General features: G+C 65.8%; 7 protein-coding genes and 1 pseudogene. 2 read left to right on the top strand and 6 right to left on the bottom strand.

From position 1 onward, the window contains the following. The 3 genes and pseudogenes from AC1D2F_RS22415 to AC1D2F_RS22405 all read right to left on the bottom strand — a co-directional run. Positions 1–229 (bottom strand): annotated as a pseudogene (locus AC1D2F_RS22415) (cytochrome b/b6 domain-containing protein); the annotation flags it as partial. A 2-nt stretch (positions 230–231) separates the two neighbouring features. Then, positions 232–1,215, bottom strand: a complete 984-nt coding sequence (locus AC1D2F_RS22410; protein ID WP_364746321.1) for an electron transfer flavoprotein subunit alpha/FixB family protein — start codon at positions 1,213–1,215, stop codon at positions 232–234. Between the two features lie 11 nt (positions 1,216–1,226). Continuing rightward, positions 1,227–2,003, bottom strand: a complete 777-nt coding sequence (locus AC1D2F_RS22405) for an electron transfer flavoprotein subunit beta/FixA family protein (protein ID WP_229992107.1) — start codon at positions 2,001–2,003, stop codon at positions 1,227–1,229. Positions 2,004–2,494: 491 nt separating this feature from the next. Between AC1D2F_RS22405 and AC1D2F_RS22400 the strand changes: the two genes are divergently transcribed. Then, entirely contained in the window at positions 2,495–3,376 is an 882-nt protein-coding gene (locus AC1D2F_RS22400; protein WP_364746353.1) for a DUF4192 family protein, read from the top strand. Positions 3,377–3,571: 195 nt separating this feature from the next. Further along, positions 3,572–3,724 (top strand): hypothetical protein, encoded by a 153-nt coding sequence (locus AC1D2F_RS22395; RefSeq protein WP_229992015.1) that lies wholly within the window; start codon positions 3,572–3,574, stop codon positions 3,722–3,724. 91 nt (positions 3,725–3,815) lie between these two features. Here AC1D2F_RS22395 and AC1D2F_RS22390 read toward each other — a convergent pair whose 3' ends face one another. The 3 genes from AC1D2F_RS22390 to AC1D2F_RS22380 form a co-directional block, all read right to left on the bottom strand. After that, on the bottom strand, positions 3,816–5,213 hold the full coding sequence (locus AC1D2F_RS22390) for an MFS transporter (RefSeq protein WP_476967743.1): 1,398 nt from the start codon (positions 5,211–5,213) through the stop codon (positions 3,816–3,818). A 111-nt stretch (positions 5,214–5,324) separates the two neighbouring features. Next, a complete protein-coding gene (locus AC1D2F_RS22385) occupies positions 5,325–6,914 on the bottom strand; it encodes a hypothetical protein (RefSeq protein WP_476967742.1) in 1,590 nt (529 codons plus the stop codon). Next, a complete protein-coding gene (locus AC1D2F_RS22380) occupies positions 6,898–9,669 on the bottom strand; it encodes an MGH1-like glycoside hydrolase domain-containing protein (protein ID WP_476967741.1) in 2,772 nt (923 codons plus the stop codon). Before AC1D2F_RS22380 ends, AC1D2F_RS22385 begins: the two co-directional genes overlap by 17 nt. Between the last annotated feature and the right edge of the window lie 56 nt (positions 9,670–9,725).

The following is a 9,725-nucleotide window of genomic DNA, read 5'->3' as shown; positions in this document are numbered from 1 at the left end:
CCGCCGTCGCACCCGGTGCCGTTTCCAAGGCAGCGGCGGCAGCCGCGGGCGCGGGGGGCGCGGCGGCCGCTGGCCCGGCGGTGACCGGTCCCGCCCCTGAATCAGACGCCGGCGCGGCGGCCGTTCCTGCCGTGACAATGCGGGCGGGCGCCTCGCCTGCTGGAGGCCAGGGGTCACCGCCTTCGACGCGCGGCAGGCCACGCCGGATGGACCGAGACTGAGTTGCCATCTTTACTTCTTCCGAGCCTCAAGGGCGCTAATCAGCTGGGGCACAACCTTGAAGAGGTCGCCGACCACACCATAGTCGGCGATCTCGAAGATCGGCGCGTCTGAATCCTTGTTGATGGCGACGATCGTCTTCGCGGTCTGCATGCCGGCCCGGTGCTGAATCGCGCCGGAAATGCCCAGCGCGATATACAGCTGTGACGACACGGAAACCCCGGTCTGGCCGACCTGATGCGACTGCGGGATGTAGCCCGCATCCACCGCGGCGCGCGAGGCACCAACGGCTGCACCGAGGGTATCGGCGAGCTGTCCGACGAGGGCGAACTGTTCCTCCGACCCGAGGCCGCGGCCACCCGCGACAACCTTGGCGGCACCACGCAGCTCCGGCCGCGAGGTGGCGGCAACTGCCTCCTCGAACGAGTCGATCCGGGCGGCCGGCTTCCCGGAGGGCGTCACGGCCAAGGTCTCCGACGCCTGCGGCTGAGCCGTGGCACGTGCATCGACGGAGCCTTGGCGGACCGTAATGACGGGCGCCCCGAACGTGGACGTTGACGTCACGTTGTAGGCACCGCCGTAGACGGAGTGGTGTGCCACGACGCCCTCGTCATCACGTGATACGCCGATTGCATCGGCAGAGATCGCCGCACGCGAACGTGCAGCGTAACGGCCGGCAAGGTCGCGCCCATTCAGGGAATGCGAAATCAGGATCGCGTCCGGCTGCACCTGCTCCACGGCGGCGGCAAGCGCGTCAACGCTCGGCACTCCGAGCGCTGACGGATCCGGCGTCTCGGCGATCAGTACGTGCGCGGCACCGAGGGCCGCGGCCTCTGCGGCGGCGGCGCTCCCGGCACCGGGTGCGGCAAGTACCAAGGCAACTGGCGTGCCAACGGCAGCGGCAGCGCCGAAGAGTCCGGGTGCTGCCTTCTCGAGTTCACCCGAAGCCTGGGCTTCTACGACGACGAGGATTGCGTCACGAGGAAAATCAGTCATGTCGTTAGTCCTTAGGCCAGTCGGTTTTCGATGAGGAAGTCGGCGAGCTTCTCGCCGGCATCACCCTCGTCAATGATCTTGACGCCCGCCGCGTGCGGGGGCTTTTCTGCAACGGTCAGCATGATCGAACGCGCCGCGTCCGGGTTGTCGGCCGTGACCCCGAGATCTGCGAGGGTCAGCACCTCAACGGGCTTCTTCTTCGCGGCCATAATTCCTTTGAAGTTCGGGAAGCGCGGCCCGGGAAGCGCCTCGGTAATGGAAATCACCGCCGGCAGGGTCGCCGATACCTGCTGCACGCCGGATTCAACGGGCCTGGAGCCGGACACCGCGCCGTCGCTGATCTGTACGGAGCTGAGGCCGGTAGCAAGCGGCACGTCAAGCAATTCTGCGAGCATCGCGGGAATCATGCCGCCGGATCCATCGGTGGAGACGTTGCCGGTGATCACAAGGTCAAACTCAACGCGACGGATCGCTGCCGCGAGGGTTTCGGCGGTAAGTCCAAGATCCGCACCCCGGAGCGCCTCGTCGGAGATGTGGGTGGCGCTGCCCGCTCCCATCGCCAGCCCCTTGCGTATCGTTGCCGTCGCTCCCTCGGGGGCGAGGGAGAGGACTGCGACCTCAGTGCCCTCGTTCGCGTCGGCGTACGTCAATGCCAGCTCCAAGGCCCGCTCACCGATCTCATCAATGACTGTCTCGCTGGCTTCTCGATCGGCGAGGCCTGTTTCAAGGTTCAGTTTTCGGTCCCCGTACGTGTCGGGGACCTCCTTTACTAGGACGATAATCTTCATCGATGGTTCTTCCTGTGGCGGGCTTGTCTCTATAGAGGAGACGTGTCGGATCTCCATTGAGTCTACGAAAGTGGCGCCCTTCCTGTCGGACAGAGCCCGTGTCGCGAGTTGCGGTGTCTGCTCTTCGTCCTAGGCGGTGCTCATGCCGGAGGTGATCAGAGCCATGACGTTCGAGTCGGCGACGGCCATGGCATCAAGGACTTCGCGGTTCTCCGCCGCCGACGACATCCTCGCGTTTTTCCCGCACACGCAGGGAGAGGCGCCGAAGGAAGAAAAAAGAAACTCCGATTGGTGCGTAACCTTTCGGGGTTCCCCAGCGATTACGGCTTTGTAAGCGCCGCCGGAGCTTGGACCCCCACCAGGCATCCGGCCGGCCTTCCGCTGTAAGTGCTGGTCGGCGCCTGCCCCCAAGATGCGCCGGCCAGCCTTTACGCAACCAAAGGATGGAGGTTTCTTGTGAAGAGTGTTAGCAAGACCGCCGCGTGCTGACCATGCAGGGAAACCAGCTCCGTGCCAGGCTCCGCATGGACGCCCCGTTCGGCACCGACCCGCTGGCCTACGCCCGGACGCCGGTCGGCTACGCCGACGAAAACAGCTCAAATATCCCGCGCTCCTACTCCGATCACGTCGCCGCACTGCGCACCGAACGGGCCACCGCAGGGATTCCGTTGCGGGACGCGTGGATGGTGACCTCCGAAGTCTGGATGAACTACCTCTGCACCAACCCGCTGTGCTGTTCTGAGCAGCCCCTGGACGCGATCACCGCCAGCACCGGAAACGCCGCCGTGATCTACGCCGGAAGCAACGTCAGCGGATTCACGGAACCGGCACCGTTCACCGGGGACGCGGGAACCCGCGAAGCCATCGCGGCCTACCGCCCCGATGGATGGCCTGAAGGGCTGGAGAACAGTCGCGACGCGTGGGCCCAGGTGCTGGGGAACCCCGCCACCCTGACCGCCCGGATCGCGCAGGAACTGGCAGGAGCATTCCAGCACCCCACCGCTCGAGACTGCCTGATGACTGACGTCATCACCAGTGCACCGGATCAGTTCACGGCCGTCATGCTTGGAGTGTTCCCTGCCCGCCCGGACTGGGCACGCGTGGATACCGCCCAGGAAGTCGCGTTCGAACTCATGAAGGCAACCCCCGAAGGACAGCGTGCCCCGATGCTGTGCCTGATCGGCTGGCTGGAATGGCTCAAAGGCAAGTCCAGCTTCGCCGCCCGGTACTTCAAGCTGGCACTGGACGACGCCACCGACTACCGCCTCGCCTTGCTGCTGGCCGAACTCGTGAACCGCGGACTCGTCGCTGACTGCGCGCGGAACCCGGAAAAGTCCTACGCCCGCCCAAGAACCGCTAACCGGAGGAACTGAGGCCGGGTCCACACATCAGGGTCCGGCCTTACTCGTCGGAATCCTCCCCAGGTGCGCGGCGGCCTCCGCCACGCCGCCACGCCGCTGCGCCGGCCGCCGGTAACGCTGACGCAGCCCCAACACCGGCGAATGCGCAGGAACTCCCGCTAGGGTTAAGGACCCCGCCGTCCGACACCCAGGCAAGGAAACCCAGCTGTGGCCGATGAGATCCGCATGACCGAGGAAGACACCGTCGCCCCTGGCGCCAGCCAGCTCGAGGACGTGCTGGAGCTGAGCCTGCTGACAGCAGGCCCGTCCGCCGGCCCGGCGGACTTTCGCGTAGAAGACCACCGGCTCGAGGAGCCGTAACCCCTGCAGCATCGACGCGGCACCCCAGATTTCCCCCCCAGGGTGAAGCGTGGCCGGCGTCCCCGCCCTGCTACCCGTCGCGCACGCCGGGTCAGTCGGCCGGGGCGCCGGACTTCGCAGGAACCAGGTTGATGGGGAGCATGAACGCTGCCACGAGCCCAACGAGTCCCAACACGGCGAGGGTGATCATCGCGAGACCGTACGACCACGTGATGAGGATCGTCCCCGCCACGGCAGTGCCGAGCGATGAGCCCAGGTTCGACACGCTGCGCGACAGGCCGGAGATCTCGCCCTGCAGCTCATCGGGGAAGCTCGACTGGACCAGGTTGACGGACGGGGTTAGCATCGCGCCCACTCCCAGCCCGATCAGCAGAAGCCCGGGGGCGAAGGCCCACGCGGTCGGATTCCCGTTCACCATGGCGACGAGCAAGGCGATCCCGCACAGCGTGACGATGAAGCCGACGATGACCAGGGTGCGTTGCTTGTGCCTCCTCGCGAGCCGCTCGGCAGCGATTGACGAGACCAGGATGCCGGCGGTGGCCGCCGTGAAGATCACCCCGGTCTCGATCGCGTTGTACCCTCGCACGACTTGGAGGTACGCCGACACGACGAATGAGGTCCCCAGCAGGAGGAGCCATTGCACGTTCTGCGTGATGAGACCGAGATTCGATGTTCGATTCCGGAAGAGCCCGGTGGACAGCAGCGGCTCCTCACCCTTGCGCTCCTTGGCGCGCACGTGGATGAAGAACCAGAGCAGCAGCAGCGCGCCGGCAGCCATGAAGACCGCCATCAGCAGCAGGTCGTTGTCCGCCAGCATGATGCCGGTGACGAGGACCACCAGCCCCGCGGCGGAGAGCACAGCCCCCATGGAGTCGAACGGCTTGCTCGGATCCGCGGGCACCGGGTCCTGAACCGCGCGGCGGCTGAGCAAGATGATGATCACGATGATCAGCGCCTGGAAGATGAAAGCCGCCCGCCAGCTGATCGCGGTGCTGATGAGCCCGCCGATCAGCGGCCCCGCGGCCGCCCCGATTCCGCCCATGCCGCTGATCACTCCGAATGCCTTAGCCCGGGAGGTCACGTCCGTGAACAGCATGGTCGTCAGAATGTAGACGGGTGGGATCAGCAGTGCCGTCCCGACACCTTCCAGGATCGAGTTGCCGATGATCAGCACGAACAAGTTCGGCGCCACCGCACTTGTCACCGCCCCGACCCCGTACAGCGAGAGTCCGATGATAAATAGTCTCTTGCGACCCCAGAGATCGGTCAGCTTGCCGCCCGGAATCATCAGCGCGGCCATGACCAGCAAGAAGATCGTGATGGCCGTCTGGATTCCCTCGACGGTTGTGTTCAGATCCTCGCTCATGTCATTGATCATCACGTTCATGTTCGAGCCCGCGAAGCTGCAGATGAACTGCGCCAGGGCGAGCGGCACCAGCACCCTGCCCAGCTCCTGTTTCGTCCGGCCTGTGACGACGTTTCCGGCCATTTCGAGCTCCTTTCGAGGTGGCGCGATGCCCTCCGACGGCGGATCGCTGGAGTGCGGGGGTGACCGTCGTTCGTCTCGCCGGACGGCACACGGCGGTCGCCCGGGGCCCCGTCAGTCGTGGTCAGCGTGTTCTGGCGATGGGTCGAGGCGGAGCAAATGCCATTGCCATGCGTCAAGTCCGACGAACAGCCCGTCGACGAGATCGTCGCCGGCGCGGTCGAAACTCATGTCTTGGGTCGGGTCGGTGAGCTGCCACCGGTTACCACGCAGGTCCGGCCACGGTACTCTCACGTGACCTGTTGCTGGCGCATCGCTCAGATTCACGACGATCAGCCACCGGGTGGCACCGTCCCAGCTCCAGGCGACCAGGTGTTCGAAGCTGTTCTCGCCTGGCCACCCCGACCGTTCACACGGTTGCCAGTGCCCGTGCCGAAAGGTCGGGTCGGAGGCAGCCGCTAAGAGCCGGCGGTAGAAGGCTGCGAGCTGGTCATCGGCCGGTTCGGTGGGGAAACGGCCGAGGAACACCGGAAGGCGTACCCTCCACCCCGACAGCTGGCCGTGGTGGATGAGCCGGGCCCCAGTCTGGGTCAGTGCCGTCACCGCCGCCGCCCGTGCGCGGCCGGCCCCGAACGCCGTCGCGGCCCGTGGCTCGTCGTGATTCTCCACAAACCGGACAAGGGCGTCCTGATACGTGCGCTCGGCCTGCAGGTGGAGCCGCACCTCGTCGGGATTATCGCCGAGAAGGCGGTCATACAAACGCTTGTCGTAGCAGTAGTCGAAGCCCTGCTGCATCAGGGACCACTCAAGATTCCAATAGGCCTCGGCGAGGAACACGAAACCGGGATTGGTTTCACGGACGGCGGCGATCAGCGTTGGCCAGTACTCTGTGCTCGGCGCAGGACCGACCCGGGCACCCCAGGTGCGGGCGAAAACGTCGTTCATGACCAGCATTGCCATGTCGCACCGCACCCCGTCGCACTGATCGGCGATCGATTTCACCGTCTCCACCGCCGCCGACCGCAGGGCCGGGTCGAAGGCGTTGAGCTGAACGACATCCGGCCACGCCGGGAAGTAGGGGTCCCGCCCGTTGGCGAGCACCCGGCCGCCGACCTCGACGAAGGATGACGGATCCAGGTCCCGGTCCGCGGCAGTTCCCGGTACGAAGAGCTCGGGCGCCCCCGTGGTCCACGGATGATCCGGTGCGACATGGTTGGGCACGAAGTCCAGGATCAGCCGGAGGCCCCGCGCCGCCAGCGCCTCCCGGGCGGTGGAAAGCCCGGCAGGGCCACCCAGGCGGTCATCGACCACATAGTCCCTGACGCAGTACGGCGACCCGACGACGTCCTCGGCACGCCAATCGGGCAGAGCGGCCTGGAAATCGGACCGCAGGGCTGGATTTGCCAGTGCGATCCCGATGCCGGCGGGGCTGCGACGCCAGACCCCCATCAACCAGACCGCATCGAAGCCCAGTCCGGCAATCGCGTCCCAGTGCAGGTTCGGGACGGAGCCCAGATCGATTGGTTTGTCTTCTTCCACGCTGATGGATTCGAGCCATGCCCATGTGTTGATCTCGTAGATAAAGGGGTGGGCTACCGGTGGCGAGAGCCCCGGTGGTCGGGCCGCCGCCGTCTCGTCCATTACAGCGCCCTCGCCGAACATGGCTCTCCGGACACGGGCCGGGTCCTTAGTCTCGCTGGACATGGGTTCCCGGTTCCGTTTCCGGCGGTCCTGCCGCGGTGGTTGGGTCCGCGTTGTCCTGGAACACCATCCGGTCGCTATGGCGGGGTGGGTCGAGAAGAAGATCCGCGACCAGAGCCGTCCACCCGGTCTGGTGCATGGCGCCGAGTCCGGCCCCGTTGTCGCCGTGGAAGTACTCGTAGAACAGCAGGTTGTCCTTCCACGCGGGATCGCTCTGCAACAGATCGACGCCACCATAGACCGGCCTGCGTCCGTCCGGCCCGGGGAGCCAGATGCCCACCAGCCGATCGGCGAGGTCACCGGCAATCTCTCGTAGGGTCAGGTGGTGACCGGAGCGGGTGGGATATTCGACGGTGAAGTCGGGACCGAAGAACTGGTCGTACTGCAGCAAGGTACGGATGATGAGGTAGTTGACCGGCAACCACACCGGTCCTCGCCAGTTGGAATTGCCGCCGTACATCGCGGTCCGCGATTCGGCCGGTTCGTACTGGATTGCAGCGGTGGGCAGCCCTGGAACCGTGTATGGAGTGTTGTGCCGCTTGGAGATCGATCGCAGGCCGTGGGGAGAGAGGAAGGCCTCCTCGTCGAACAAGGTGCCGAACAGCCGGGCGAGTTTGTCCCTCGGGACGACCGACAGCAGCGTTCGCCGGGAGTTTCCGGTGCCACGGACCTGCCAGTCGAGGATCTCGTGCCGATCGGTCTGTTCCAACCGGAGGGCGAACCGCTTCCGGAGCCGGCGGTTCCGGTCCGTGTCCTGGGTGGGGAGCGCGACCGCGGGCAGCGCCGGGATCAACCCGACGAGGGTCTGTACCTTGATCGGGATGCTGACCCCGGAGGGGTCGGTGAGCCGGTCGTAGAAGAAACCGTCCTCGGTGTCATAGCAGCCTGAATCCTCCAGTGCGTCCATGATCAGCACGGTCTGTTCAAGGAATTTCACGACCATGTCCTCATAGGCGGCGTCGTGTTCGGCGAGTTTGGTGGCAAGGGTGAGCATAGCCACGGAGTAGTACGCCATCCACGCGGTGCCGTCGGCCTGGTCCAGCTTGAAGCCGGGCGGGAGGTGCGAGCGGTCGATCGGGCTGATGTTGTCCAAACCCAAAAAGCCGCCACCAAACAGGTTGTTTCCGTCCGGGTCCTGCCGGTTGAGCCACCAAGTGAAATTCAGCAGCAGCTTGTGGAACACCCGTTTCAGGAAGTCCAAGTCAGTGCCGCCGTCGATGACGAACACCCGGAGGGCGGCCAGCGCATGGACGGGTGGATTGACGTCGTCGAAGCTCCACTCATATGCCGGGAGCGCCCCGTTCGGATGCTGGAACCACTCCCGAAGGAGCACCAGCAGCTGGTATTTGGCGAACGCGGGATCCAGGTGGGCCCAGGTGACGGCGTGAAACGCCAGGTCCCAGGCCGCGAACCACGGGTACTCCCATGGGTCGGGCATGGCAAGCACGTCGAACGAGTCCAGGTGCCGCCACCCCGTGTTCCGGCCGTTACGATGCCCGGCCGGCGGGACCGGTTGGGCGGCGTCGCCGTCCAACCACCGGTTGACCCGATACGGGTACATTTGCTTGCTCCAGACGAGCCCCGCGCAGGACTGGCGCATCACCCGCATCGGCTCGGCGCCGATCTCAGCGGGGGCGATCGCCGCATAGAACTCGTCCGCTTCCCGCTCCCGGTCTGTCATGACGTCATCGAAGTAAGAGTCGAACCACCGGGTAGGGGGCGCGGTTTGGTCCGGGACCGGCCGGTGCAGCCGCAGTCGCAGCTCGACCCGCCCCCCGCCCGGCACAGTCACCTGATACCACCAGGCTGCCTTCGTACCCTGATGGTGCGGATTCACGGTGTCCGCGCCGGAGACCACGTGGTCGTTGATGCCGTCCTTCGGATAGGCGGTGACCGGAGGCGCCCCGAACAGTCGGGCCGTATTCGTCTCGTTGTCGCAGAACAACGCCGTCGGCCGCACTCCCTCCTTGGTGGGAGCGGCATCGAGCCGGTAGCCGGACAGCCGTGGGTGCTCGACCGCGACCCCGTCCCCGTCCAGGAACAACGACGGCGCCTCACCGCCCGAGACCCGCCACGTGTTGCGGAACCACATGGTAGGCAACACCGAAAGCGCTGCTTCCTCGGGAGAGTGGTTCTCGATGGTGATCCGGGCAAGTACCTCGGTCGGTGAGGCCTTCGCATACGCGACATCCACGGACCAGTACCGGCCGCCTTCGAAGACACCGGTATCCAGCAACTCGAACTCGGGTTCGTCCCGGGAACGACGGGCGTTCTCCTCGATAAGCTGCTGATAGGGAAACGCTGCCTGCGGGTAGTGATACCGCCACCGCAGCCATGCATGGCTGGGCAAAGCATCCGGGTACCACCAGTATTCCTTGACGTCCTCCCCGTGGTTGCCCTGCGGACCAGTCAGCCCGAACATCCGCTCCTTCAGGATCGGATCCGCCCCGTTCCACAGCGCCAACCCCAAGCACAGGTCATGGTGAACATCGGACAGCCCTGCCATGCCGTCCTCGTTCCAACGGAACGCACGGGACCGGGCATGATCATGCGGAAAATACTCCCACGCGTCACCACTGTCGCTGTAGTCCTCCCGAACCGTGCCCCAGGCCCGCTCCGACAGGTACGGCCCCCACTCGTACCAGGGATTTGCCGTGATCAGGTCATCCTCCGCCGCACCCGTGGCCTCGGCCAGCCGGGCATGTTCCGCGGTCACACCCCGAGGTTCCGCGGTCGGCGTCGTCGTGTCGTCGGTCATGGGGTCCTCCCAAGGAAGCGGTGCCGGCCGAACCTCTCAAGACATGCCCGGATGGC

The organism is Arthrobacter sp. P1_B3 (assembly GCF_056406615.1).
The sequence above is the reverse complement of the archived record's forward strand: the minus strand, read 5'-3'. Positions and strand labels throughout refer to the sequence as shown.